Source organism: Methylorubrum podarium (genome assembly GCF_040270385.1).
Classification (GTDB): domain Bacteria; phylum Pseudomonadota; class Alphaproteobacteria; order Rhizobiales; family Beijerinckiaceae; genus Methylobacterium; species Methylobacterium podarium.
Window position 1 is genome coordinate 54,757 of record NZ_JBELQE010000016.1, and the last position, 25,135, is coordinate 79,891.

Below are 25,135 nucleotides of genomic sequence, written 5' to 3' on the forward strand. Positions count from 1 at the left end.
GTGTGAGGGATGAACGAGAGTTCGCCGATACGCAGGGAGACCGCCCGGGAATACCGGACGGCGGATCCGGTGCCGACCGCGCCGGTCCGCCGGCGCACGCGGTTCGGCCGCTGGATGCTCGCCCTGCTGATCCTGGGTGGCGCCGGCGCGGTCGCCCACCGCACCTACGAGGCCCGGCAGAAGCCGGCCGAGGAGGCCGCGCACGCGCCGGGCGCCGGCGGCCATGGCCGCGGCGGACGGCCCTTCGAGATGAAGCAGGCGGTCGGCGTCGCGCCGGTCGTGACCGGCGACATGCCGGTGGTGCTCCAGGGGCTCGGCACGGTCACGCCGCTGGCCACCGTCTCGGTGCGCTCGCAGATCAACGGCTATCTCACCAAGATCGGCTTCCGCGAGGGCCAGATGGTGAAGGAGGGCGACTTCCTCGCCCAGATCGACCCGCGGCCCTACGAGGCGCTTCTCGCCCAGTATCAGGGCCAGCTCGCCCGCGATCAGGCCCTGCTGCAGAACTCGAAGCTCGATCTCCAGCGCTACCAGACCCTGAACCGCCAGGATTCGATCTCGAAGCAGAACGTCGACACCCAGGCCGCCCTGGTGAAGCAGAACGAGGGCACGGTCGCCGCCGATCAGGCGCTGGTCGACCAGCAGAAGCTGAACCTCACCTACGCCCGGATCGTCTCGCCGGTGGAGGGCCGGGTGGGCCTGAGGCAGGTCGATCTCGGCAACTACATCACCGCCGGCACGACCAACATCGTCGTGGTCACGCAGCTGCGCCCGATCTCGGTGGTGTTCACGCTGCCGGAGGACGACGTAGCGCGGGTGATGCGCCGGCTGCGCCAGGGGGCGAAGCTCACCGTGCGCGCCTACGATCGCAGCGACCAGCACGAGATCGCCACCGGCCGGTTGGAGACCATCGACAACCAGATCGACACGACCACCGGCACGGTGAAGCTCCGGGCGATGTTCGAGAACGAGGAGGAGACCCTGTTCCCGAACCAGTTCGTCAACGCCCGCCTCACCGTCGAGACGATCGAAAAGGCAGCCCTGGTGCCGAACGCCGCGATCCTGCGCGGCACGCCGGGCACCTACGTCTACCTGATGGACGGCGACGAGAAGGTCACGGTCCGCCCGATCAAGACCGGCGAGACCGACGGCGTGAACACGGTGGTGCTGTCGGGCCTCGCCGCGGGCGACCGCGTCGTCACCGACGGAACCGACCGCCTGCGCGAGGGCGCACCGGTGCGCGTCGTCGGCCACGGGAACGGTCCGCAGGCGGGGGGACCGGCCGCGGGCGCGCCCGGCGCGACGCTCCCCGCGACGCCGGCGGCCACGGGCTCGGCGGAGGGCGGCCAGGAGCGCCGGGGACGCCGGCGTCAGGCGCCGTAACCGGATGCGGCCATGAACCCGTCCCGCATCTTCATCCTCCGGCCCGTCGCGACGACGCTGTCGATGCTGGCGATCCTGATCGTCGGCGCGGTCTCCTACCTGAACCTGCCGGTCTCGGCCCTGCCCGCCGTCGATTACCCGACGATCCAGGTACAGACCTTCTATCCCGGCGCCAGCCCGGAGGTGATGACCTCGGCCGTCACCGCGCCGCTGGAGCGGCAGTTCGGCCAGATGGCCAACCTCAACCAGATGTCCTCGCAGAGTTCGGCGGGGGCGTCCGTCATCACGCTCCAGTTCAACCTCGACATCCCCCTCGACATCGCCGAGCAATCGGTCCAGGCGGCGATCAACGCCGCCGGCAACCTGCTGCCGACCGACCTGCCGGCGCCGCCGATCTACGCCAAGGTCAACCCGGCCGACGCGCCGGTGCTGACGCTGGCGCTCACCTCCGCGACGATGCCGCTGACGCAGGTGCGCGACCTCGCCGAGACGCGGCTCGCCCAGAAAATCAGCCAGATCGCCGGCGTCGGACTCGTCAGCATGGGCGGCGGGCAGCGGCCGGCGGTGCGGGTGCGGTTCAACGCCCTGGCGATGGCCGCCTACGGCCTGAACATCGACGACCTGCGCACGACGATCAGCAACCTCAACGTCAACACGCCCAAGGGCAACATCGACGGGCCGACCCAGTCCTACGCCATCAACGCCAACGATCAGGTCCGCGACCCGGCGGTCTACGCCAGCGCGATCATCGCCTATCGCAACGGTTCGCCGGTCCACCTCACCGACGTGGCCGAGGTCGTGGACGGGGCCGAGAACACCCGCCTCGGCGCCTGGGCCGACCGCACGCCCGCGGTCATCCTCAACATCCAGCGCCAGCCCGGCGCCAACGTCATCGACACCGTCGATCGCATCAAGCGGCTGCTGCCGCAGCTCCAGGCGACGATGCCGGCCTCGGTCTCCGTCGCGATCCTGACCGACCGGACGACGACGATCCGCGCCTCGGTGCACGACGTGCAGTTCGAGCTGATGCTGGCCATCGCGCTCGTCGTGATGGTGATCTTCCTGTTCCTTCGCAGCGTCTCCGCGACGCTGATCCCGAGCCTGTCGGTGCCGCTGTCGCTCATCGGCGCGCTCGCGGCGATGGATGCCTGGGGCTTCTCCCTCGACAACCTCTCGCTGATGGCGCTCACCATCGCCACCGGCTTCGTCGTGGACGACGCCATCGTCGTGATCGAGAACATCGCCCGCCACGTCGAGGAGGGCGACGACCCGTTCGAGGCGGCGCTGAAGGGGAGCCGGGAGATCGGCTTCACCATCATCTCGCTCACCGTCTCGCTGATCGCGGTGCTGATCCCGCTCCTGTTCATGGGCGACGTGGTCGGCCGCCTGTTCCGCGAGTTCGCGATCACCTTGGCCGCGACCATCGTCATCTCGGCGGTGGTCTCGCTGACTCTCGTGCCGATGATGTGCGCGCGGCTCCTCAAGCCGGTCGCCCACGGCGCCGAGACGCCGGCCGCGCGCCGGGAGGGACCGATCGCCCGCGCCGGTCGTCGGCTGAACGATGGCGTCATCGCCCTCTACGGTCGGGCCCTGCGCGTCGTGCTGGCCAACCAGGGCCTGACGCTGCTGGTCACGCTCGGCACGGTGGCGCTCACCGCCTACCTGTTCGTGGTGATCCCCAAGGGCTTCTTCCCCGTGCAGGACACGGGGGTGATCCAGGGCATCTCACAGGCCGATCAGAGCGTCTCCTACGAGGCCATGGCCGAGCGCCAGCAGGCGCTCGCCGACGTGGTGCTGAAGGACCCGGACGTGGCGAGCCTGTCCTCGTTCATCGGCGTGGACGGGCAGAACGTCACGCTCAATTCCGGCCGCTTCCTCATCAACCTCAAGCCCCGCGACGAGCGCAGCGCCGACGCCAGCGCGATCATCCGCCGCCTCAACGCGGCGACGAGCGGCGTGCCGGGGGTGCGGCTCTACATGCAGCCGGTGCAGGATCTGACGATCGACACCGCCGTCTCGGCGACGCAGTACCAGGTCATCCTCGAGAACCCGAACCTCGGCGACTTCGAGACCTGGGTGCCGCGCTACGTCGAGGCCCTGCGCCGCTCGCCCCTGCTCGCCGACGTCACCAGCGACTACCAGGGCAACGGCCTGGCGGCCTACGTCACCATCGACCGCGCCACGGCGGGCCGCTACGGCATCACCCCGGCGACCATCGACAACGTGCTCTACGACGCCTTCGGCCAGCGCATCGTCTCGACCATCTTCACCCAGACGAACCAGTACCGGGTGATCCTGGAGGCGGACCCGAAGCTGCACACCTCGCTCGCCTCCCTCGACAACCTCTACCTGCCGTCCTCCACCGCGCCCTCGGGGCAGGTGCCGCTCTCGGCGGTGGCGAAGGTGGAGGAGCGCCGCGCGCCGCTGCTGATCGGCCATCTCGGCCAGTTCCCAGCCACCACGGTCTCGTTCAACCTCGCGCCGGGCGTCGCCCTGGGGCAAGCCGTCGATGCACTGGAAGCCGCGCGAAAAGAGATCGATCTGCCGGCGAGCTTCAACGTGGTGCCGCAGGGCTCGGTCTTCGCCTTCGAGGCGGCGCTCTCCAACGAGCTGTTCCTCGTCTGCGCGGCGATCGTCACCGTCTACATCGTGCTCGGCGTGCTCTACGAGAGCTTCATCCACCCGATCACAATCCTCTCGACCCTGCCGTCCGCCGGCATCGGCGCGCTGCTCGGGCTGATGTGGTTCGGGCTGTCGCTCGACATCATCGCGATCATCGGCATCGTGCTCCTGATCGGCATCGTGAAAAAGAACGCGATCATGATGATCGACTTCGCGCTCCAGGCCGAGCGCGAGGAGGGCAAGGCCCCGCGCGACGCGATCTACGAGGCCTGCCTGCTGCGTTTCCGCCCGATCCTGATGACGACGCTCGCCGCCCTGTTCGCGGCGGTGCCGATGATCGTCGGCTCGGGTGTCGGCTCGGAGCTGCGCCAGCCGCTCGGCATCGTCATCGCCGGCGGCCTCATCGTCAGCCAGGTGCTGACGCTGTTCACGACGCCGGTGATCTACCTCGCCTTCGACCGGCTGGAGCGGCGGATCACCCGGCGGCGGGAGGGCGACGGGCTGGCGCCGGGCGGGGCGGTGCCGTGACCATCGCGACGGGCGGCAACGCGCATCGACCCTCCCCCGCGGAGGGGGAGGGTCGTCTGCGCCGCGGACGGTTCACGCCATGAACCTCTCCGAACCCTTCATCCGCCGTCCGGTCGCGACGACGCTGCTGACCATTGGCCTGATGCTGGCCGGCCTGTTCGCCTATGTGCGCCTGCCGGTGGCGCCGCTGCCGCAGGTCGACTTCCCCGTCATCCTCGTCCAGGCGCAGATGGCCGGCGCCTCGCCGGAGACCATGGCCACCACTGTGGCGGCGCCGCTGGAGCGGCGGCTCGGGGCCATCGCCGACGTCAACGAGATGACCTCGACGAGTTCCACCGGCACGGTGCGGATCGTCCTGCTGTTCGGCCTCAACCGGGACATCGACGGCGCCGCCCGCGACGTGCAGGCGGCGATCAACGCCGCGCGGGCCGACCTGCCGACCTCGCTGCGCACCAACCCGACCTACCGCAAGTTCAACCCGGCCGATTCGCCAATCCTGATCCTGGGGCTGACCTCCGACACGCTGACGCCGGGCCAGCTCTACGATTCCGCCGCCACGATCGTGCAGCAGCGGATGAGCCAGGTGGAGGGCGTCGGCAACGTCGATATCGGCGGCTCCTCGCTGCCGGCGGTGCGGGTGGAGCTCGATCCCACCGCCCTGTTCCACTACGGCATCGGCCTGGAGGGCATCCGCGCCGGGCTCGCCTCGGCCAACGCCAACTCGCCGAAGGGCGACATCGTCGCCGGGGAGCGCCGCTACCAGCTCTACGCGAACGACCAGGGCCGGCAGGCCTCCGACTATCGCGACATCGTCGTGGCCTACCGCAACGGGGCCGCCGTGCGGCTGGCGGATGTCGGCGAGGTGGTCGACTCGGTCGAGGACAAGCGCAATCTCGGCCTCGTCGACGGCAAGCCGGGCGTGATCCTGTTCATCTACAAGCAGCCGGGCTCGAACGTCGTCGAGACGGTGGAGCGGGTGCGCGCGGCGATCCCGCAGGTGAAGGCGGCGCTGCCGGGCGACATCGACCTCAACATCTCCGGCGACCGCTCGGCCACGATCCGCGCCTCGCTGGCGAGCACCGAGGAGACGCTGCTGATCGCCATCGGCCTCGTCATCTTCGTCACCTTCATCTTCCTGCGCTCGTGGCGGGCGACGCTGATCCCGGCGGTGGCGGTGCCGATCTCGATCATCGGCACGTTTGCCGCGATGTGGATGTTCGGCTACTCCCTCGACATCCTCTCGCTGATGGCGCTCATCATCGCGACCGGCTTCGTCGTGGACGACGCCATCGTCGTGCTGGAGAACATTCAGCGCCACATCGAGGCGGGCAAGCCGCGGGTCGAGGCGGCGCTGATCGGCGCCCGCGAGGTCGGCTTCACCGTCGTCTCGATGAGCCTGTCGCTCATCGCGGTGTTCCTGCCGATCCTGCTCATGGGCGGCATCGTCGGCCGCCTGTTCCAGGAATTCGCGGTCACGCTGTCGATGGCGATCCTCGTCTCGCTCGTGCTCTCGCTGACGACGACGCCGATGATGTGCGCGCTGCTCCTCAAGCCCGAGGCGCAGATGCACGCGGCCAGGCGCCCCAACATCCTGCTGCGGATGCTGGAGGGCGGGTTCGACGCGCTGCTCGCGGGCTACGAGCGGACGCTCCGCTTCGCGCTCCGTCACCGGCGGCTGACCGCGCTCAGCGTGTTCGTGGCGATCGGGCTCACGGTCTACGGCTACATCATCGTGCCGAAGGGCTTCTTCCCGGATCAGGATACCGGCCAGCTCATGGGCGGCATCCAGGCCGACCAGCGCATCTCGTTCCAGTCGATGAAGGACAAGCTGGAGCGGGCGAGCGCCATCGTGCAGGCGGACCCGGCGGTGGAGAGCATCGTCGGCTTCACCGGCGGGCGCGGCACCAACTCGGCCAACGTCTTCGTCGGGCTCAAACCCCTGGGCCAGCGCGACTCGATCGAGAAGGTGATGAACCGGCTTCGGCCGAAGCTCGCCCAAGTCGCGGGCGCGCGGCTGTTCCTGTTCCCGCGCCAGGATCTCAGGATGGGCGGGCGCCAGAGCTTCGCCCAGTACCAGTACACTCTCCAGGGCGACACGGCGGCCGAGCTCTACGCGGCGTCACCGAAGCTGCTCCAGGCGCTGCAGAAGCGCACCGACATCTTCGCCGACGTGACCTCCGACCAGCAGGAGGGCGGGCTGGAAAGCCGCCTCGTCATCGACCGGGCGACCGCCTTCCGCTACGGCATCACCCCGGACCAGATCGACAACACCCTCTACGACGCCTTCGGCCAGCGGCAGGTCTCGACGATCTACAACCCGCTCAACCAGTACCACGTGGTGATGGAGATCGCGCCGCGATACCTCCAGAACCCGGAGGTGCTGAAGACGATCTACGTCTCGACCACGGGCGGCCGGGCGCGGGGCTCGGCCACCACCAACGCGGTCGCCGGCACGGTCGCCGGCGGCGGGACCACGACCCCCTCGCAGGCCTCGACCTCCGGCACCTCCACCACCGACACCGCCGCGACCCTCGCCGCGGATTCGGCGCGCAACGCCGCGGGCAACGCCATCGCCGCGAGCAAGGGCGGCGCCTCGTCGAGCGCGCCGGTGTCGAGCGCCAAGGAGACGATGGTCCCGCTCTCGGCCTTCGCCCATTTCGAGACCGGCAACGCCCCGGTCCAGGTCTCGCACCAGGGGCTGTTCGTGGCGACCACGATCTCGTTCAACCTCGTGCCGGGCAAGAGCCTGGGCGAGGCCACCGCGGTGATCGACCAGACCATGCTCGATCTGCAATTGCCGCAGACCATCCACGGCGAGTTCGCGGGTGCGGCCAAGAGCTACCAGGAATCGGCCTCGCGCCAGCCCTTGCTGATCCTGGCGGCGCTGCTGGCCGTCTACGCCGTGCTCGGCATCCTCTACGAGAGCTACATCCACCCGCTCACGATCCTCTCGACCCTGCCCTCGGCCGGGATCGGCGCCATCGTCGCGCTGCTGACGACCGGGACCGAGTTCACCATCGTCGCCCTGATCGCGGTGTTCCTGCTGATCGGCATCGTGAAGAAGAACGCGATCCTGATGATCGACTTCGCCATCGACGCGGAGCGGAACCGCGGGCTGGCGCCGGGCGAGGCGATCTTCGAGGCCTGCATCCTGCGCTTCCGGCCGATCATGATGACGACGCTCGCCGCCATCCTCGGCGCGGCCCCGCTCATCGTCGCGGGCGGCGAGGGGGCGGAGCTGCGCCGGCCGCTCGGCATCGCCATCGTCGGTGGACTCGTGGTCAGCCAGATCCTGACCCTCTACACGACACCGGTCGTCTACCTGTATCTCGACCGTCTCCGGCTCTGGGCGAAGCGTCGCCGGGGCGGACCCGCGACGGTGCCGGCCGAGTGAGGATGGTTCTTTTGATGGTCGTCGCCAGAAATTGCCCTCCCCCCTCCGCGGGGGAGGGTGGCCCCTGCGTCAGCAGGGGTCGGGAGAGGGGAGCGGCGTTTCCGGATCGTGCGGAGCCGGCCCCTCACCCACCTGCTCCGCAGGCACCCTCTCCCGCGGAGGGGAGAGGGTTCGGCCATGCGGGCTTCTTTCGTCTCGCCGCCGTCGCCGCCCTCGGTCTCTCCACTTCCGGCTGCCTCGTCGGCCCCGATTACTCGCGCCCTTCCGTCGAGACGCCGCTCGCCTTCAAGCAGGGCGGCCTGCGCGAGGACAGCCTCGCCTACGTCCAGGCGCAGAAGGGCTGGCGCCCGGCTTCGCCCAACGACGCGGCCGAGCGCGGCGACTGGTGGAGGGCCTTCAACGATCCGACGCTGGACCGGCTGATCCGCTCGATCGACGTGGACAACCAGAACCTCCGCGCCCAGATCGCGGTCTACGATCAGGCCCGCGCCCTCGTGGCGCAGGCCCGCTCCGCCCTGTTTCCCACGGTGATCGGCGCCCCCAGCATCACCCGCTCGCGGGCGCTGGGGACCGAGCGCACCACGGTCTCGCTGCAGGGGCAGGCGAGCTGGGAGCTCGACCTGTTCGGCGGCATCCGCCGCCAGATCGAGAGCGACGTCGCCTCCGCCCAGGCCTCGGCCGCCGACCTCGCCTTGGTCCGCCTCAGCCTCCAGGCGGAACTGGCCACCGCCTACCTCCAGCTCCGCTACCAGGATTCGCTCAAGCGGGTGCTCGAGGAGAACGTCGAGGGCTTCAAGCGCAGCCTCGCGATCGCCGAGAACCAGTACAATGCGGGCGTCGCCGCCCGCTCCGACGTCATCACCGCCCAGACGCAGCTCCAGACGACGCAGGCCTCGCTGATCGCCGTCGATCTGCAGCGGGCGACCTTTGAGCACGCGGTGGCGATCCTGACCGGGCGGCCGCCCTCCGAGGTCAGGCTCGCCTTCTCGCCCCTGCCGGTGCGCCCGCCCTCGGTCCCGGTCGGCATCCCCTCCGATCTCCTGGAGCGGCGGCCCGATATCGCCCAGTCCGAGCGGCTGGTGCAGGCGCAGAGCGAGCAGATCGGCGTGGCGGTCTCCGCCTTCTTCCCCACGGTCACGCTCTCGGCCTCGGGCGGCATCTCGGGGGCGACCAGCAACGGCGTGTTCTCGGCGGCCAACCGGGTCTGGTCGATCGCCGCCAACGGCAGCCAAGTGTTCTTCGACGGCGGCGCCCGCGCCGCGGTGCTGCAATCGGCGCGGGCCGCCTACGAGGCGGCGGTGGCCAACTATCGCCAGACGGTGCTGACCGCCTTCGGCGAGGTCGAGAACGGGTTGGCCGGCGTGCGCATCCTGGCGCGGCAGCAGGCGAAGCAGGACGAGGCGGTGGCGTCCGCCCGGCGCGCGGTCGAGATCGCGCTCAACGAGTACCGCGCCGGCACGCAGAACTACACGACCGTGGTGACCGCCCAGGCGCTGCAGATCAACAACGAGATCACCGCGCTGCAGATCCGCCTCAACCGCTTCACCACCGCGGTGGCGCTGATCCGGGCGCTCGGCGGCGGCTGGGATGCCCGCTCGCTGCCGACCGGCGAGGAACTGAAGGGCGTTCGTCTGCCGATCGACGGCGGCTCGGCCGTTCGCACCGACGAGTAGGGCAGGAAGCCCGGCAAGTGGTCCGGCAAGCGGCCCAGGCAGGGCAGCTCGGCTGGAACACGGGCCGTCCGGCTCTGTTGGAATCGGGATTCGAGCGGTCGGCCCCTTGCCGGCCGACAGCCCCGGACGACCCATGCCCGACGCCCGCGTCCACGACACCCCCGATACGCCGCGGGCTCCGCCCTGCACCCTCGTGATCTTCGGTGCCGGCGGCGACCTGACGAAGCGCCTCCTGATGCCCGCCCTCTACAATCTCGCGGGCGGCGGGCTTCTCGACCAAGAATTCTCCGTCCTCGGCGTCGATCACAACCCGCTCACCGACGACGGCTGGCGCGACGACCTGACGAAGACGATGGAATCCTTCACCAAGGATCCGTCCGCCGAGTTCCACGCCGAGCGGATCGATCCGCGCCCCTGGGGCTTCGTCCGCGAGCGCCTGCACGTCATGCAGGGCGACTTCTCCGAGGAGGCCACCTTCAAGGACCTCGCCGGGCGCGTCACCGGCAACGTCGTGTTCTACCTCGCGGTCGCCGCCCGCTTCTTCGGCCCCGTCGTGGAGGGCCTCGGCAAGGCCGGCCTGCTGAAGCAGGCGGACCACGCCTTCCGCCGCGTCGTCATCGAGAAGCCGTTCGGCGCCGACCTCGCGTCCGCCAAGGCCCTGAACGAAACGATCCTGGCGCAGGGCGACGAGAGCCAGTTCTATCGGATCGACCACTTTCTGGGGAAGGAGACGGTCCAGAGCATCCTGGCGATCCGCTTCGCCAACGCGATGCTGGAGCCGATCTGGCGGCGCGAGCATGTCGATCACGTCGAGATCACCGCCGCCGAGACGATCGGCGTCGAGGAGCGCGGCCGCTTCTACGAGCCGACGGGCGCGCTGCGGGACATGGTGCCCAACCACCTGTTCCAGCTCCTCACCATGGTGGCGATGGAGCCGCCGGGCGCCTTCGACGCCGAGGCCGTGCGCGACGAGAAGACGAAACTGGTGACGGCGATCCGTCCGGTCACGCCGGACAACGCGGTGCGCGGCCAGTACGCCGCCGGCCACGAGGACGGGAAGGAGGTGCCGGCCTACCGCGACGAGCCGGACGTGTCGAAGGAATCGCGGACCGAAACCTACGCCGCCCTCAAGCTCGAGATCGAGAACCCCCGCTGGTCCGGCGTGCCGTTCTACCTGCGCACCGGCAAGCGGATGGCGGGGCGGCGCACGGAGATCGCGGTCCATTTCAAGGCGCCGTCCCTGCCCCTGTTTCGCGGGGCGGCCGGCGACGGCATCGCGCCGAACGTCATGCGCCTGCGCATCGACCCGGAGCCCGGCTCGGCCACGCGCCTCAACGTGAAGCGGCCGGGCCCGCAGATGCATCTGGCCGCGATCGAGACCGGCTTCCGCTACGCCGACTTCTTCGATCCCGCCCCAACCGTCGGCTACGAGACGCTTCTCTACGACTGCATGAGGGGCGACCCGACGCTGTTCCAGCGCGCCGACACCATCGAGGCGAGCTGGGCCGCCGTCGATCCGCTGATCCAGGCCTGGAAGGACGCGCCGGTCTGCTCCTATCCCGCGGGCAGTCCGGGGCCGAAGGAGGCGGACGATCTCTTGGCCCGGGACGGGCGGGCTTGGTTGCCGCTGGGGGAGGGGTGATTCCTCATTCCGGAACATCACGGACCGAGCCGTGCAACCCCTCGCCCCGCGTGCGGGGAGAGGGCTTCATGCCCCCTCGTCGGGGCATGAAGCGAGGCGGCAGCCGAAGGTGAGGGGGCTTCGCCGGAGGAGCCTCATCCTGATGCGCCCCCTCACCGCCGCTGCGGCTTCGCCTCCGCTTCCGGCCTGCACGTCAGGGTGCAGGCCGGCCCCTCCCCGCGTGCGGGGAGAGGGGGATGCGCCTCCGACAGGCCGGAGAAAGGGCACGGGATGCAGCCGTCTCAGCCCGCCTGCGCTGCCAGCTCGCGCAGGATCGCGTCGCCCATCTCGGCGGTGCTGATCGGAGTCTGGCCCTCGCCGACGATGTCGCGGGTGCGGGCGCCGGCGGCGAGCGCGCGGGTGATCGCGCCCTCGACGAGGTCGGCGGCCTCGCCCAGCCCGAAGGAGTAGCGCAGGCACATGGCGAGCGAGCCGATCATCGCGATCGGGTTCGCGAAACCCTTGCCGGCGATGTCGGGCGCCGAGCCGTGGACCGGCTCGTAGAGCGCCTTGCGGGTGCCGCGCGCGTCGGTCGCGCCGAGCGAGGCCGAGGGCAGCATGCCGAGCGAGCCGGTGAGCATCGCCGCGACGTCCGAGAGCACGTCGCCGAACAGGTTGTCGGTCACGAGCACGTCGAACTGCTTGGGGCGCCGCACGAGCTGCATGGCGCAATTGTCGGCGAGCACGTGCTCCAGCTCGACGTCGCTGTAATGCTCGGCATGGACCCGGGTGACGACCTCCTTCCACAGGACGCCGGTCTTCATCACGTTGTTCTTCTCCGCCGAGGCGACCCGGCCGGAGCGCTTGCGCGCCAGATCGAAGGCGACGTGGGCGATCCGCTCGATCTCCGCGGTGGTGTAGACCTGCGTATCGACCGCCCGCTTCGAGCCGTCTTCGAGCGTGGTGATCTCCTTCGGCTCGCCGAAATAGACGCCGCCGGTGAGCTCGCGCACGATCATGATGTCGAGGCCCTCGACCAGCTCGCGCTTCAGCGCCGAGGCGTCGGCGAGGGCCGGGTAGCAGATCGCCGGCCGCAGGTTGGCGAACAGGCCCAGATCCTTGCGCAGGCGCAGCAGGCCGGCCTCGGGACGGATGTCGTAGGCCACGCCGTTCCATTTCGGCCCGCCGACGGCGCCGAGCAGGATCGCGTCGGCCGCGTCGGCGCGGGCGAGCGTCTCGTCGGCGAGGGGCTTGCCGTGGACGTCGATGGCCGCGCCGCCGACGAGGTCGCGCTCGGTCTCGAAATCGGCGAGACCGGCCTGCCTGAGCCAGCCGACCACCTTCTCGACCTCGGCCATCACCTCGGGGCCGATGCCGTCGCCGGGCAGGAGCAGAAGCTTGTAGGTGGTCATGGGCTGGAATCCGGGCTGATGGCACGCGCCACGTTGACCGCGCTCTATCGGCGCGGCCCGGCGCCCGCAAGCCCGTCTCTCAGCCGGTGCGCTCGTCTCAGCCCGTTCGCTTGGCCGAGCGGAACGGACGCAGCATCCAGGCCATCCGCCCGACCTCGTCCTCGTCCGCCCGCTTGCCGGAGCGGACGGCGCGCTCGGGCGCGGAGGAGCCGATCTCGTGGACGATCTGCCCGAGCAGGGGCGGGATCTCCTGGCCGTACTCGTCGAGGAGCACGGCGGCGTCCAGCAGCGCCTGGACCTGATCGTCGGGAATCGGACGGCTCATGATCTGCGCGTCGAGCGCCTGATCGGCCAGCAACGTCGCGAGGCGGGAGACCTCCGACAGACCGGCCGGTGCCGAGAGACCGCTGCTCATCGATGGGGTACCCTCATGATCGAACCGGAGCCCACGATAATCCGTGTTGGTGAGCCAATCCTTTCACCATGTTCGGCTCCCGCGTGCCGAATCCGGCCTGATCGTGATGGGACGGGGCGCCGCGGATGCTTCCCGAGAACGGCGGGGCCGGGCTAAGGTTCGGCCGTGCCTCGCCCAAGCCCTTCCCACCCCTCCGCCGCAGGACGCGGTTTCCTCATGCCGGAGGCCGGACCCGCTCCGGGCGGAACGGCCCTGTCGGCGCTCGCGCTGATCGGGCTCGCCGTGCTGACGGGTCCGGCTCAGGCCGGCTCGCCCCGCAGCGGGGCGAGCGCCTGCTACGTCACCGGCGGCGGCGCCCTCGAGATCTGCCGCTCGGAGAACGAGGCCGAGGGCGTCTACGCCGTCCCGCCGCCCTGCCGCTTCGTCCACGACGTGCAGATCCTGCGGCTGAAGGATACCGGGCCGCCGGGTCCGCTCCAGGTGATCTACCGGGCCGAGCCGCCGCGCCAGAGCGGTCGGCGAAGCGAGGATTCCTGCCCGGCCGACCTGCGCGCCACCGATCCCGTTTCGGGCGGCGCCGTGCGCATCGGCCGGCAGATCGAGACGCTGGCGACGGTCCTGCCGCCGACCGATCCCCGCTTCTGGAGCGAGGGTCTCAAGGGCGCCGGTCCGGCCCGGGCCGAACAGCCGCGCCGCCGCAGCCGGGCGAGCCGGCAGGCACGGCGCGAGGCCCGCCGGGCGGCCCGCGAGGCGGGGCAGCAGGACAAGATGACCTTCCGCGCCCAGGCGTCCGTGCCGGAGGACGACCTGTCCGGCAACGCCATGATGGTCGCCGGGCGCGATTGGGCGGGCGACCCGTACTACGCCATCCTCGCCACCGCGACGGAACCGTCCGGGGAAGGCCGCCGCCGGGTGCTGGTGCAGGCGCGGACCTACGATTTCCAGAGCCTCGACCTGCGCGTCGGGGCCGATCCCGGCACCGAGTGGCGGCCGTTCGGGGCGCCGTCCGAGGAGAAGGGGCGTCGGCGCGGCCGCGGCCAGCCCGCGGCGGTCAAGCCCGCGCCGGTGCTCGACGACGCGGGCAAGCCGATCGTCGGCAACTGCGCCGCGCCGGGTTTGGAGGCGCGCGGCCTGACCGGCTCGATCAGCGTGGTCGATCGCGTCTACCACTACTTCTACACCGACGTGCTGCCCGCCGATTGCGACGCGCCGCGAGCCAGGCGGCGCATGGCCCTGTACCTGCGCACGAGCCGCGACCCGCTGGCCGAGCGCACGTGGTCGGCGCCCGTCACGCTGATCGAGAGCCTGCCCGCCGAGACCGAGATCCGCGTCGCCAAGGCACGGGGCATGGACCGCTGGGCCGTGGCCTATTCCTGCTCGCGGCCGGTCACCGTCTCGGGCGGACCCGTGGCCGACATCTGCCTGCACTACACCGCCGACCTCTCGCCGGGCAGCATCACCGCCCTGACGCTCTATGCCGAGCCGATCGCGGCCGGCCATTCCGCGGCCTATCTCGGCCTGCGCTCCGGCGGTGACGCGCTCGGGCGCTTCACCCGCGACGGCTTCGGCTGGATGACCGACCGCTACGGCAACCTCGACGCGCCGACGATCTACCCCGACAAGGGCGGCTTCCTGACCTGGCTCGACCGCCGGGCGCCGCGGAGCGACGGCAGCGACGCCTCCTCGCTCTACGGGCGGCCGGTCTACTGGGCGACCTGGACGGTGCGGCCGCGCGCGGCCGCACCCTGACCCGGTGACGATTCCGGCCGGACGTTCGACAGAGGGATGAGCGGCCCTCGCGCCACCGTCGTTGATGAGAGAGCCTGCGCGCGGTCGCCGGGCCGGATCGGGCTCGCGAAGGCGCGGAAGGAGCAGGCCATGACGGTCACGACACTCGACTCCCTGGGCCAACGCCGCGGCGCCGACGTCCTGGTGGAGGTGCTGCGGTCGGAGGGCGTCCGCTACATCTTCGGCAATCCCGGCACGACCGAGTTGCCGCTGATCGACGCCCTGACGGACGCGCCCGACATCGCCTACGTCCTGGCGCTGCAGGAGGCGAGCGCCGTCGCCATGGCCGACGGCTACGCGCAGGGGGCACGGCGTCCGGGTTTCCTCAACCTGCACACCGCGGGCGGCCTCGGCCACGGCATGGGCAACCTGCTCAACGCCCAGATCTCCGGCACGCCGCTCGTGGTGACGGCGGGCCAGCAGGATTCGCGTCACGTCATCACCGATCCGCTGCTGTTCGGCGACCTGACCACCATCGCCGCCCCCACGGTGAAATGGGCGCGCGAGGTGACGAACGCCGACCAGCTTCCGGTGCTCCTGCGCCGCGCCTTCCACGATTGCTCGGCGGCGCCCTCGGGGCCGGTCTTCCTGTCGCTGCCGATGGACGTGATGGAGGCGATGACCGCCGCGCCGCTCGGCGAGATCTCCACCATCGACCACCACGCGGTGGCCGGGTCCCTCGACCGGCTCGCGGACCACCTCGCGGCCATCGCGCCGGGGCGGCTCGCCCTGATCGCCGGCGACGAGGTCGATGCCAGCGACGCCTCCTCCCAGGCAGTGCGCCTCGCCGATCTCCTGGCGGCGCCGGTCTACGGCTCGTCCTGGCCGGCGCATATCCCGTTCCCGACCGCCCACCCGCTCTGGATGGGCAACCTGCCGACCAAGGCGAGCGGCATCGCCGAGATCCTGGGCCGCTACGACGCGGTCTTCGCCCTCGGCGGCAAGTCGCTCATCACGGTGCTCTACACGGAAGGCTCGGCCGTGCCGCCGGGCACGCAGGTGTTCCAGCTCTCGGCGGATGCCCGCGACCTCGGCCGCACCTACGCGACGCGGCTCTCGACGGTGGGCAACGTGCGCGCCTCCCTCGACGTGCTGCTGCCGCTCCTGGAAACGCGCCTCGCGCCCCGCGCCGAGACCTATGCCCGCCTGCGCCGAGAGGCCGTCGCCGCCTACGACGCGCGCCGGGCCGCCCTGGCGGCCAAGGCGCAGGCCGCCTTCGCCGATCCCGTCATCCATCCCCTCGTCGCCGCCTGGGAGATCGCCCGCGTCGTCGGCTCCGACGTCGCGATCGTCGACGAGGCGCCCGCGACCCTGGGGCATCTGCGCACGATCCTGCACAGCACCTGGACGCGGCAATACGCGTCGATCCGCGGCGGGGTGCTCGGCTGGGGCATGCCGGCCTCGGTCGGCTTCTCCCTCGGGCTCGACCGGGCGCCGGTGGTCTGCATCGTCGGCGACGGCGCGGCGATGTACTCGCCCCAGGCGCTCTGGACCGCCGCCCACGAGCGGCTGCCGGTGACCTTCGTCGTGATCAACAATGCCGAGTACAACATCCTGAAGCAGTTCATGAAATCGCAGACGCACTACGCCTCGGTGCGCGCGAACCGCTTCATCGCCATGGATCTCACCGAGCCGCGCCTCGACTTCCTGGCGCTCGCGGCCTCGATGGGCGTTCCCTCCCGGCGGATCGAGCGGGCGGAGGACATTGCCGGTGCGGTGGAGGCGGGGATCCGTTCGGGCGAGCCGAACCTCGTGGAGGTGGTGGTCAGCGCGGTATGACGGCTTCCCCGCGAGCGACGCCGCCGACCCTCGTCTTCGACACGGATTGCGTCCTCTGCGCCGGGACGGTGCGGTTCGTGCTGGCGCACGAGCGCGACGATCGTCTGCACTTCATGGGCGCGTGGTCCGCCGAGGGTCTCGCCCTTGCCGCCCGCCACGGCTTCACCGCGGAGAATCTGAACGGCACCTTCCTGCTGGTTCGGGACGGCCGGGCGCTGACGCGCTCGGATGCCGCGCTCGCCGTGGCGCGGCATCTCAGGGCGCCGTGGCGCTGGTTCGGGCTGCTCAGGATCGTCCCGAGACCGCTGCGCGACCGCCTCTACGGCTTCATCGCGCGATACCGATACCGCCTGTTCGGGCGCCGCGAGGATTGCGCCCGCGTGCCGCCGGAGCAGCGGCACCGGTTCCACGGGGTGCAACCGGCGGACCCGCCGCAGCCGTAGACGCCGATCAGGCCTTGCGGGCCACCGTGAAGCGGGCGGCGTCCTTGAGCACCTGCGCCCGCTCGCCCCAAGGGGCGACGGCCTCCTCGCACAGCGCCACCAGCCGGTCGCACTCGGCCCGCGCGCCGTCGAGGCCGAGGCGGTCGACCAGGGTCGCCTTGCCGGCATCCTTGTCCTTGCCCGTGGCCTTGCCCATCGCCTCCGGCGAGGCCTCCCGATCCAGGATGTCGTCGGCGACCTGGAAGGCTTGGCCGAGCGCCTTGCCGTAGCGCAGCAACGCCGCCCGCTCGTCGGCATTCGCGCCGCCGACCAGGGCGCCGGCCTCGACGGAGAAGGCGAGGATCGCGCCGGTCTTCATCGCCTGCATCCGCAGGGTGTCGTCGATATCCATGTTGGCCGGGCCGAAGCGCCCCTCGGCCGAGAGGTCGAGGAGCTGGCCGCCGACCATGCCGCCGAGGCCGGACGCGCGGGCCAGCCCGAGCACCAGCTCCGCCCGGATCGCGGGATCGGGCTGCCAGCGCGGGTCGGCGGTGACCTCGAAGGCCAGGGTCTGGAGCGCGTCGCCGACGAGGATCGCGGTGGCCTCGTCGTAGGCCTTGTGGACGGTGGGCTTGCCGCGGCGCAGGTCGTCGTCGTCCATGGCCGGCAGGTCGTCGTGGACGAGGCTGTAGCAGTGGACGAGCTCGACCCCGGCGCCGGCCGCGAGCGCGGCCTCCTCGGCGCCGCCGAGCATCCGCGCGGTCTCGATGGCGAGGAACGGCCGCAGCCGCTTGCCGCCGCCGAGCACGGCGTGGCGCATCGCCTCCATCAGCCGCGGCGGCCGGGCGATCTCGCCGGCCTGAAGGGTCGGCCCGAGCAGATCGACGAGGAAAGTCTCGACGGTGCCGGCGACCTGAGCGAGCCTGTGGGTAAAGTCACCCGTATAGGCGTCCGCCTTGACCGAGGGGTGGGAAGCCTGCGTTGAGGTCATCGGGACTGGCCTGGATCGGGGAGGGGCGGACGCAAGGTGGCGGTGCCGGAGGAGAGCGAGGCGGAACGGCACGGGCGCGACCTGCGAAGGATCCCTTCGAGGCCTCTCGCGAGGACCGCCGCATCGCGGAATCCTGGTCCGAGGCGCCGAACCGGGCTGCGGCGCGCCGCCACCCTGATCACGCTGGCTCCCATTGCCATTCTTGCCTTCACGCTCACGCTCGCGCTCGTCTATAGCGTGGCGACCCCGCCCTCAACCCTGATGCTCGGGCGTTGGTTGACGCTCCAGGGCGTGCAGCGGGACAGCGTGCCCCTCGAGGCGATCGCCCCGGCGCTGGTCCAGGCGGTGATCGCCTCGGAAGACCAGCGCTTCTGCCTCCACAACGGCGTCGATTGGGGGGCGCTGCGCGAGGTGGTGGACGACGAGGAGGGCCCGAGCCGGGGAGCCTCCACCATCACCATGCAGACGGTCAAGAACGTCTTCCTCTGGCCCGGCCGCTCCTACATCCGCAAAGGGCTGGAGATCCCGCTCGCGGTGATGGCCGACGCGGTCTGGGGCAAGCGCCGGACGATGGAGATCTATCTCAACGTCGCCGAGTGGGGGGAGGGCATCTTCGGCGCCGAGGCCGCCGCCCGCCACTGGTTCCGCAAGAGCGCCCGCGACCTGACCCGCAACGAGGCCGCGCTGCTGGCCGCCGTGCTGCCGAACCCGATCCAGCGCAGCGCCGGCAAGCCGACCCGCGGGGTGCGGGCGATCGCGGCGCGCATCCAGGGGCGGATGGGGCAGGTCGAGGGGCTGATGGGGTGCTTGAGGCGCTGACGTTCAACCTCTCTCCGCCTCGCACAGCCGCGTCACCGCCCGCTCATAGGCCTTCGCGTCGAACTTCCTGAGCGAGTTCTCGCTCTGGTAGCGCACGCTCCCGAAGATCTTGCGGGTCTGCCACGGGCGGTCGTGCAGCCCGAAGATCCAGGCGACGTTGGTGAAGGAGTTCGCGTCGCGCCCGTCGAGGAAGTAGCGGTTGTTGAGCCGCAGCGTCCGGGCGAACGCCTCTTCCGGCGAGGGTGACCATTCGAGGATCTTCTTGCCCCAGTACATGCGCAGCTGGTTGTGCATGTAGCCCGTCTCGCGCATCTCGCGCATGGCGACGTTCCAGTAATGGTCGCGGGTCTTTCCCTCGGCCAGCTCCTCCTCGGAATAGAGGGTCGGACGCTCGTCCTCGGCATGCTCGGCCAGCGTCTTGCGGGCCCATTCGGGGACGGCGCGGGCGTAGTCGTCGTAGCCCTGCGTGTGGAAGACGTGGTTCATCGCCAGCTCGCGCCGGACGATCAGTTCCTCGAGATAGGCCGAGCGGTCGTCGCGGTCGCCGTCCTTGGCGGCGCGGATCGCCAGTGCGATCTCGACCGGCGAGATATGCCCGAAATGCAGGTAGGGGCTCATATGCGACGCGGCCCCGGCCTCCGGCTTGTTGCGGCCGGCGCCGTAGCCGGCGAACGCGTCCTGCAGGAAGTCTACGAGGCGTCCGGCGGCCTCGGTGTAGCCGCCGCGGAAGCGCTTCACCGGGCCGACCGTGGTGTCGAGCGTCAGTTCCGAGAGAAGCCGGTCCGGGTCGGAGACGTCGAGGCCGTCCTTCAGCTTCAGCCGCTTGATCAGCCCTTCGGCCGGGTTCTCGACTTTGCGCGGCTCCAGCGGCTCCAGGAAGTCGTCCCAGATCTTCTGGAGCTTCGGGCGCAGGGTGCGGGCGGCGTATTCGTGCTTGGTCGAGGCGGTCTCGACCGGGACCACGACGTCGCCCTCGACCTGGACAATCCGGCACTTCGCCTTCCGTTCGATCTCGCCGTACCATCCCTTCTGGATCGCGAGGTAGCCGCGGTCGAGCACCAGCAGGGCGGCCCTCTCCGAGAGGTCGATGGCGACCTCGGCCGGCGTCCCCCGGCGCGCGAGGAAGGCGATGCCGCGCGTCTCTAGGGCGGCGGCCGCGTCGGCGAGCCCCTGCAGCAGGAAGGCGTAGTGCCGGGCATTGGCTTCGGGAAAGCCGTTGGCGCCGTCGAGCAGGCCGAAGCAGACGAGAAGCGGGAGCTTGAGGCGGTTGGCTTCCTCGACCGCCAGTTCCAGCGCCGGATTGAACGGGACGCGCATGGATTGCTGCATCAGGTACAGCACGGCGTCGGCGCCATCCCGTGGCGGCACGTCGTTCAGCACCCGGATGCGGGCCGGTTGGATCGCCATCGCTCGAACATGCCCCCGTCTCGGCCGGTCTCGCCTGACGTCACCGGGGCGGGCGGCCGAATCGGACCCGGCCGCGTGATTCGGGCTTCACCCGTCGGCGACGCGAGGCGGACGGCGCGTCGGGGCAGGGAATGCACCAGCGCGGCAAACGTTGCATCGTCGTCGCGCCGATATGGGCCGGCCGCTCGCCGACGGACGCGGCGACGGAACAGAATTCGCGAAGCGCCTCAGTGATCTGGCGCGCTCGCACATCAGATCGCGTGCCGCCGTCTACTGCGACGGCCGCCGCGATCACTGCTCTCGGCCCGTGGAAGCGCATGCGGCATTTGAGTGACAGAGCTCCGGCGACGTGTGCCCGCACACGCGCGAAAGCGACCATTGCCGGCCAAACGACTTGAAAAATTCCGGGCAAAGAGCATTTTGTGCATTGCGGGAACGCGGACGGCGTCCGCCTCCCGCTGCCCTCCTTGGGCGTTTCCTCCCTAGACTTCGGGCCGCTCTTCACGGGCGGCTTTTTTTTGTCCCGGGGCCAGCCCTGTGATCCGCGGGCCCCGTCATCCGCGGGCGCGGGCGCGGATCATGAAGTTGTCGTAGGTGTACTCCGCCACCTGGAACCAGAGGTACTCCTCGTTCCGGAAGGTCTTCATCGCGTCGTAGATCCGCTTGAAGTCCGGGTTCTTGGCCGAGAGGTCGGCATAGACCTCGTTGGACGCCTTCAGCGCCGCCTCCATCACGTCCTGCGGGAAGGGGCGGAGCTGCGCCCCGCCCGAGACGAGCCGGCGCAGGGCCTGCGGGTTGCGCGCGTCGTAGCGCGCCTGCACCTCGGCATTCACCTGGGCCGCCGCCCCCTGCAGGATGGCGCGATAGGTCTTCGGCAGGCCCTTCCAGGCCTCGGCGTTGATCCAGAAATGCAGGAGGGCGCCGCCCTCCCAAAAGCCCGGGTAGTGGTAGATCGGCGCGACCTTCTGAAGGCCGAGCTTCTCATCGTCGTGCGGGCCGATCCACTCGGCGGCATCGAGCGCCTTGCTCTCCAGCGCGGCGTAGATCTCCGGCCCCGGCGTCGCCTGCACCGCCGCGCCGAGCTTGGCCAGAACCGTGGCGCCGAGCCCGCCGATGCGCAGCTTGAGCCCCTGGAGGTCGCCGACCGTCTTGATCTCCTTGCGGAACCAGCCGCCCATCTGCGCGCCGGTATTGCCGCCGGGCAGGGCCACCAATCCGTTCTTGGCGAAGATCTCAGCGAACAGCTCCGACGCGCCGCCCTGCAGCCACCACGCATTCTGCCCGCGCGCGTTGAGCCCGAACGGCATCGCCGTGGCGAGCGCGAAGGCGGGGTTCTTCGCCATGCCGAAACTGGCCGGCGCGTGGCCCATCTCGGACTTGCCGCCCCCGACCGCGTCGAGCAGCCCGTCGGCCGGGATCGACTCGCCCGCGGCCGAGACCTGGATCTGGAAGCGTCCGTCGGTCGCCTCGGCCACCGCCTTGGCGAGGCTCTCCGAGGCGCCGAACAGGATGTCGAGGCTGCGGGCATAGCCCGACGTCAGGCGCCAGCGCAGCTCGGGCGCGGATTGCTGGGCCTGGGCGGGACTCGCCAGCGGTCCGGCGGCGCTCAAGCCAGCGCCGAGTCCGGCGGTGAGCAGGGCGCGGCGCTGCACGGTCTTTGGCATCGATCTCCTGGGCATGGATCTCCCGGCTCGTCCCGCTCTGCGCGACCGCCCATCCGCTGGCCGACCGTTGCCATACACGTGAAGACCGCCATCGGGAAACCGGAGCGCGCCCCGTCGCCTCCCGCCTCCGGGCGTGATAGCAGGCTCGGCGTGAATACCGAGAAGCTCAGCCTCCACACCGTCTGCGGCCTCGACGAACTCGTCGAGCACCAGGCCCGCGGCGTTAGCCACGTCCTGTCGATCCTCGATCCCGATCGGGCGGATCCGGAGGCGTTCGGCGCCTACGGCACCCACCGGCGCACGGTCCTGCGCTTCCACGACGCCATCGAGCCGGCGCCGGGCATCGTCCTGCCGGAGCGCGCGGACATCGAGAAGATCCTGGCCTTCGGCCGCGACGCCATCGCCGATGGCGGCGAGGTCCACATCCTCGTCCACTGCCATGTCGGCATCTCGCGCTCGACCGCGGCGCTGGCGACCCTGTTCGCCGAGGCGGAGCCCGACACGCCGGCCGAGGACCTCGTCGCCCGCCTCCACGAGCAGCGGGAGAAGGCGTGGCCGAACGCGCGCATGATCGCCTTTGCCGACGAGATGCTCGGACGGCAGGGCAGCCTCAGCGAGGCGGTCCGCCGGCTGCACGCGCTGCAACTGCGCAAGCGTCCGCATCTCGATCAGGTGATGCGGGACCTCGGCCGCGGCGCGGAGGTGGACGCGGCCCTGCGCGACTGACGGGGTCCGTTCGCCCCGCTTCGACCCATCTCGGCGTCAGTTCGACTTGGCCGGGGTGAAATTGCCGTCGCGCCAGACGTAGAGCACGTAGCCCTGGGCGGTGATGTCGCCCTTGGCGTCGAAGCCGACGGAGCCGAGCACGAGGTCGAAGCGCTCGTTGTGCAGGGCCTTGGCGATCGGGCCGGGCTCGGTGCTGCGGGCGAAGTTGCCGGCTTCCACGAGCGCCTGGAGCGCGGCGTAGCCGTAGATCATCGAGCCGTCCGCCTCGATCCCCTGCGCCTTGAAGGCGGCGACCACGCCCTGCGCCTCGGGTTTCCGGCTCGGATCGAGGTAGAAGGTCATCAGCACGCCGTTGCTGGCGGGTCCGGCGATCTTGGCGAAGTCCGGCGTCGCGATGGCCGACGTCCCGAACCATTGCGGGCGAAAACCCCGCTCGGCCGAGATGCGGACCAGCCGGCCCATCTCCTGCGCGTCGCCTCCGTAATAGACCACGTCGATGCCCGCCCCCTTCAGCCGGTCGGCGAGCGCGGCGTCGTCGGCATCGGTCGGCTGGAAGGCGGTGGACAAAGCCTCGTTCACGCCGATGCGGTTCAGGTTGTCCTTCGTCGCCGCCGCGAGGGTGCGCGAGGCCGGCGACAGGTCGCTGAGGATGGCGATCTTCCGGTCGCGAAACCGCTCGGCGAGGATCGCCGCCGAGAGCTTCGCCTGGTCGTCGTCGCGGCCGCAGACCCGGAAGATCGTGGGCAGGCCGCGGTCGGTCAGCTTGGCGGCGACGGAGGCCGCGGTGATCATCACGATCCCGTTGACGGCGTAGACGTCCGACGCGGCCAGCGACGCGTTCGAGCAGACATGGCCCACCACGAGCCGCACGCCCGAGTTCACGTAGTGGTTGGCGACCGCCACCGCCTGATTCGAGTCGCAGGAATCATCCTGCACGTCGAGCACGATGGTCTCGCCGTTCATGCCGCCCTTGGCGTTGGCGTCCTTCGCCGCCGCCTCGACGCCGCGCAGAACCTGTTCGCCGACGGTGACATAGGGGCCGGTGCGCGGCACCGCGACGCCGACCTTGACCTCCGCTCTTGCCGGGACGGCCGTCGCAAGCACGGCCAACAGCGCGAGGGAGGTCGCAGCGAGGGCGAGGGGGCGTCGGACCGTCATGGCGCCTCTTTCCCAGCCCGCTGCCCCGTTGCCAAGGTCTGTCGGTCCGGACCGTTGTCGTCTGTCAGGATCACCGTCCTGTGCCGGCTCCCTATTCGGGACCGGCACGGCCGCGGATCCGACATCGCATTCGATGCATGGAATGACGCGGGCTGGGCCTTTGGCAAGTCGGGATCTCGATGAAGCGGGCGGTCTTTCGCGGGGGGAGGGGCGTGCGCGCGGTGCGCCCGCACCCGCGCACCGCCCGGACGATGGTCCTATCGCGTGACGGTGTAGATCGAGGCGCCCGCGGCGACCGGTGAGGTCACGGTCGAGAACACGCTCAACACCTTGCCCAGCTCCGCGAACGGTGAACTCGACACGTAGACGAGGTCGCGGTTGCGCATCCGGAAGCTCTGCGTCAGGAACAGCCCCTGCGGGTCGCGCAGGTTGACCCGGTACACCACCGGCACCTGCGGTGAGGCCAGGAGCGGCGAGTTCGGCCGCAGCCGCCGCACCACCGCCGCCGGCTCGTAGCGGAACAGGAACACGCCTTCCGGATCGGCCTGGGTCTCGCGCAGGCCTGCGGCGCGGGCCAGCGCCTGCGACAGCGTCAGACCGTCGGCCCCGAACGGCACCTCGGTGGTGTTGCCGAGCGCGCCCACCGACAGGAAGGTCTGCGGATCGCGCACCAGCGTCAGCGTGTCGTCGGGGCGCACGAAGATGTTCTCGCGCGGGTTGGCGACCACCGTCGTCATCGGCACGGTGACGGTGCGGTTGCCGCGCGACAGCCGGACGAAGGTCTCGGCCACCGGCGTGCGCACGCCGCCGGCCTGGGCGATGACGTCGAGCAGCCGGTCGCCGCGGCCCGAGAGCGGCACGCGCTTGCCCGTGGCCGCCTCGCCGGTGACGGTGACCGATTGCGAGACCGGCTTGGTGACGGAAACGAGCACCTGCGGCTGGATCGCCTTGCCGGCGAGTTCGGTCTCGATCAGCGCCTGGACGTCCTGGGTGCGGCGGCCGACGACCTTGATGCGGCCGGCATAGGGCATGGTGATGCCGCCGTCGGGTCCGACCACCTGTTCGGGGATCGTGGCGGACTTGGAGCCGGCGGAGAAGCGGTCGGAGACGAGCGGACCAGAGAACAGGCCGCCGGCACCGGCCTCCCAGACCTGGACGGCGACCGAGTCACCGATGCCGATCACCGGTTCGACGGCGGGGCGATGGTCGCCGAAGGTGACGAGGAGGCTGTCGAGAGGTCGTGTGCGCAGGGACTCGACGATGGCGGGGGTGACGTCGATGATCTCGTAGCGGGCGAACAGGCCCTCGGCGGTGGCGATGTCGGCGCCGCTCT

17 protein-coding genes are annotated in these 25,135 nt (G+C 70.6%); 10 read left to right on the forward strand and 7 right to left on the reverse strand.

The window, feature by feature from the left end:
• The first annotated feature begins 9 nt into the window (after positions 1 to 9).
• The 5 genes from ABS772_RS01960 (at position 10) to zwf (ending at position 11,242) form a co-directional block, all read left to right on the forward strand.
• On the forward strand, positions 10 to 1,383 hold the full coding sequence (locus ABS772_RS01960; RefSeq protein WP_350391862.1) for an MdtA/MuxA family multidrug efflux RND transporter periplasmic adaptor subunit: 1,374 nt from the start codon (positions 10 to 12) through the stop codon (positions 1,381 to 1,383).
• Positions 1,384 to 1,395: 12 nt separating this feature from the next.
• Positions 1,396 to 4,533: an MdtB/MuxB family multidrug efflux RND transporter permease subunit gene (locus tag ABS772_RS01965; protein ID WP_350391863.1), complete on the forward strand. Its 3,138-nt coding sequence runs from the start codon at positions 1,396 to 1,398 to the stop codon at positions 4,531 to 4,533.
• A gap of 79 nt (positions 4,534 to 4,612) precedes the next feature.
• Positions 4,613 to 7,927, forward strand: a complete 3,315-nt coding sequence (locus tag ABS772_RS01970; protein WP_350391864.1) for an efflux RND transporter permease subunit — start codon at positions 4,613 to 4,615, stop codon at positions 7,925 to 7,927.
• 14 nt (positions 7,928 to 7,941) lie between these two features.
• Entirely contained in the window at positions 7,942 to 9,600 is a 1,659-nt protein-coding gene (locus tag ABS772_RS01975) for an efflux transporter outer membrane subunit (protein WP_350391865.1), read from the forward strand.
• A 133-nt stretch (positions 9,601 to 9,733) separates the two neighbouring features.
• The gene (zwf, locus tag ABS772_RS01980; protein WP_350391866.1) at positions 9,734 to 11,242 is read left to right on the forward strand and encodes a glucose-6-phosphate dehydrogenase; all 1,509 of its coding nucleotides are present in this window, start codon (positions 9,734 to 9,736) and stop codon (positions 11,240 to 11,242) included.
• A gap of 281 nt (positions 11,243 to 11,523) precedes the next feature.
• Here zwf and leuB read toward each other — a convergent pair whose 3' ends face one another.
• Together leuB and ABS772_RS01990 are read right to left on the reverse strand one after the other, a co-directional pair.
• A complete protein-coding gene (leuB, locus tag ABS772_RS01985) occupies positions 11,524 to 12,633 on the reverse strand; it encodes a 3-isopropylmalate dehydrogenase (protein WP_350391867.1) in 1,110 nt (369 codons plus the stop codon).
• A 97-nt stretch (positions 12,634 to 12,730) separates the two neighbouring features.
• The gene (locus ABS772_RS01990) at positions 12,731 to 13,048 is read right to left on the reverse strand and encodes a hypothetical protein (RefSeq protein ID WP_238256727.1); all 318 of its coding nucleotides are present in this window, start codon (positions 13,046 to 13,048) and stop codon (positions 12,731 to 12,733) included.
• Between the two features lie 216 nt (positions 13,049 to 13,264).
• Here ABS772_RS01990 and ABS772_RS01995 point away from each other — a divergent pair, with 216 nt between their 5' ends.
• The 3 genes from ABS772_RS01995 to ABS772_RS02005 all read left to right on the forward strand — a co-directional run bounded on the left by ABS772_RS01995 (position 13,265) and on the right by ABS772_RS02005 (position 17,058).
• Complete coding sequence (locus ABS772_RS01995) at positions 13,265 to 14,797, forward strand: hypothetical protein (protein WP_350391868.1); 1,533 nt, start codon at positions 13,265 to 13,267, stop codon at positions 14,795 to 14,797.
• 129 nt (positions 14,798 to 14,926) lie between these two features.
• On the forward strand, positions 14,927 to 16,615 hold the full coding sequence (locus ABS772_RS02000) for a thiamine pyrophosphate-binding protein (RefSeq protein ID WP_350391869.1): 1,689 nt from the start codon (positions 14,927 to 14,929) through the stop codon (positions 16,613 to 16,615).
• A complete protein-coding gene (locus tag ABS772_RS02005) occupies positions 16,612 to 17,058 on the forward strand; it encodes a thiol-disulfide oxidoreductase DCC family protein (RefSeq protein WP_350391870.1) in 447 nt (148 codons plus the stop codon). Before ABS772_RS02000 ends, ABS772_RS02005 begins: the two co-directional genes overlap by 4 nt.
• A gap of 7 nt (positions 17,059 to 17,065) precedes the next feature.
• On the opposite strand, the gene ABS772_RS02010 is transcribed toward ABS772_RS02005, so the two are convergent.
• The gene (locus ABS772_RS02010) at positions 17,066 to 18,028 is read right to left on the reverse strand and encodes a polyprenyl synthetase family protein (protein WP_238256724.1); all 963 of its coding nucleotides are present in this window, start codon (positions 18,026 to 18,028) and stop codon (positions 17,066 to 17,068) included.
• A 36-nt stretch (positions 18,029 to 18,064) separates the two neighbouring features.
• Here ABS772_RS02010 and mtgA point away from each other — a divergent pair, with 36 nt between their 5' ends.
• Positions 18,065 to 18,847, forward strand: a complete 783-nt coding sequence (mtgA, locus tag ABS772_RS02015; protein ID WP_350391871.1) for a monofunctional biosynthetic peptidoglycan transglycosylase — start codon at positions 18,065 to 18,067, stop codon at positions 18,845 to 18,847.
• Positions 18,848 to 18,850: 3 nt separating this feature from the next.
• Here mtgA and ABS772_RS02020 read toward each other — a convergent pair whose 3' ends face one another.
• Positions 18,851 to 20,254 (reverse strand): deoxyribodipyrimidine photo-lyase, encoded by a 1,404-nt coding sequence (locus ABS772_RS02020; RefSeq protein WP_350391872.1) that lies wholly within the window; start codon positions 20,252 to 20,254, stop codon positions 18,851 to 18,853.
• A gap of 554 nt (positions 20,255 to 20,808) precedes the next feature.
• Complete coding sequence (locus ABS772_RS02025; protein ID WP_238256719.1) at positions 20,809 to 21,918, reverse strand: TRAP transporter substrate-binding protein; 1,110 nt, start codon at positions 21,916 to 21,918, stop codon at positions 20,809 to 20,811.
• Positions 21,919 to 22,068: 150 nt separating this feature from the next.
• Between ABS772_RS02025 and ABS772_RS02030 the strand changes: the two genes are divergently transcribed.
• On the forward strand, positions 22,069 to 22,644 hold the full coding sequence (locus ABS772_RS02030; protein ID WP_350391873.1) for a tyrosine phosphatase family protein: 576 nt from the start codon (positions 22,069 to 22,071) through the stop codon (positions 22,642 to 22,644).
• 36 nt (positions 22,645 to 22,680) lie between these two features.
• On the opposite strand, the gene ABS772_RS02035 is transcribed toward ABS772_RS02030, so the two are convergent.
• Together ABS772_RS02035 and ABS772_RS02040 are read right to left on the reverse strand one after the other, a co-directional pair.
• Positions 22,681 to 23,802 (reverse strand): branched-chain amino acid ABC transporter substrate-binding protein, encoded by a 1,122-nt coding sequence (locus tag ABS772_RS02035; protein ID WP_238256717.1) that lies wholly within the window; start codon positions 23,800 to 23,802, stop codon positions 22,681 to 22,683.
• Between the two features lie 257 nt (positions 23,803 to 24,059).
• The coding region (locus ABS772_RS02040; RefSeq protein WP_350391874.1) for a polysaccharide biosynthesis/export family protein at positions 24,060 to 25,135 on the reverse strand (1,076 nt) is incomplete at its 5' end.

Excerpts from the sequence above, each read along its gene's own strand:
- ABS772_RS01960 (WP_350391862.1), top strand. The coding sequence starts at position 10 with ATGAACGAGAGTTCGCCGATACGCAGGGAGACCGCCCGGGAATACCGG.
- ABS772_RS01965 (WP_350391863.1), top strand. The coding sequence starts at position 1,396 with ATGAACCCGTCCCGCATCTTCATCCTCCGGCCCGTCGCGACGACGCTG.
- ABS772_RS01970 (WP_350391864.1), top strand. The coding sequence starts at position 4,613 with ATGAACCTCTCCGAACCCTTCATCCGCCGTCCGGTCGCGACGACGCTG.
- ABS772_RS01975 (WP_350391865.1), top strand. The coding sequence starts at position 7,942 with ATGGTCGTCGCCAGAAATTGCCCTCCCCCCTCCGCGGGGGAGGGTGGC.
- zwf (WP_350391866.1), top strand. The coding sequence starts at position 9,734 with ATGCCCGACGCCCGCGTCCACGACACCCCCGATACGCCGCGGGCTCCG.
- leuB (WP_350391867.1), bottom strand. The coding sequence starts at position 12,633 with ATGACCACCTACAAGCTTCTGCTCCTGCCCGGCGACGGCATCGGCCCC.
- ABS772_RS01990 (WP_238256727.1), bottom strand. The coding sequence starts at position 13,048 with ATGAGCAGCGGTCTCTCGGCACCGGCCGGTCTGTCGGAGGTCTCCCGC.
- ABS772_RS01995 (WP_350391868.1), top strand. The coding sequence starts at position 13,265 with ATGCCGGAGGCCGGACCCGCTCCGGGCGGAACGGCCCTGTCGGCGCTC.
- ABS772_RS02000 (WP_350391869.1), top strand. The coding sequence starts at position 14,927 with ATGACGGTCACGACACTCGACTCCCTGGGCCAACGCCGCGGCGCCGAC.
- ABS772_RS02005 (WP_350391870.1), top strand. The coding sequence starts at position 16,612 with ATGACGGCTTCCCCGCGAGCGACGCCGCCGACCCTCGTCTTCGACACG.
- ABS772_RS02010 (WP_238256724.1), bottom strand. The coding sequence starts at position 18,028 with ATGACCTCAACGCAGGCTTCCCACCCCTCGGTCAAGGCGGACGCCTAT.
- ABS772_RS02020 (WP_350391872.1), bottom strand. The coding sequence starts at position 20,254 with ATGGCGATCCAACCGGCCCGCATCCGGGTGCTGAACGACGTGCCGCCA.
- ABS772_RS02025 (WP_238256719.1), bottom strand. The coding sequence starts at position 21,918 with ATGCCAAAGACCGTGCAGCGCCGCGCCCTGCTCACCGCCGGACTCGGC.
- ABS772_RS02035 (WP_238256717.1), bottom strand. The coding sequence starts at position 23,802 with ATGACGGTCCGACGCCCCCTCGCCCTCGCTGCGACCTCCCTCGCGCTG.